Here is a 233-nt window from a genome sequence, read left to right on the forward strand (position 1 = left end):
CCAGCTGGGGGGTTCTGGTGGAAGCATCAGTGTCTTCACCAACGATCGCCCAGCGATGGATGGGGCGAAGCTCGTCGGTACCAATAGCTTCACGTCCCCGGAACTGACGATGCCTCTTCCGGCGCCGGTTCAAACCCAGTACGTGATCGTGGACATCAAGACCCTTCCCAAATTGGCTGTGCCCAAGACCCGTTACGGTTATGGCTTGCGCCTGGCTGAGGTACAAGTCCACT

1 protein-coding gene is annotated in these 233 nt (G+C 58.4%); it reads left to right on the top strand.

Features of this window, described 5'->3' with window-relative positions:
- On the top strand, positions 1-233 hold a 233-nt coding region (locus SB847_RS22350), incomplete at both ends, for a hypothetical protein (protein WP_410578959.1).

Source organism: Bacillus sp. SIMBA_026 (assembly GCF_046535335.1).
Taxonomy (GTDB): Bacteria; Bacillota; Bacilli; order Bacillales; family Bacillaceae; genus Bacillus; species Bacillus velezensis.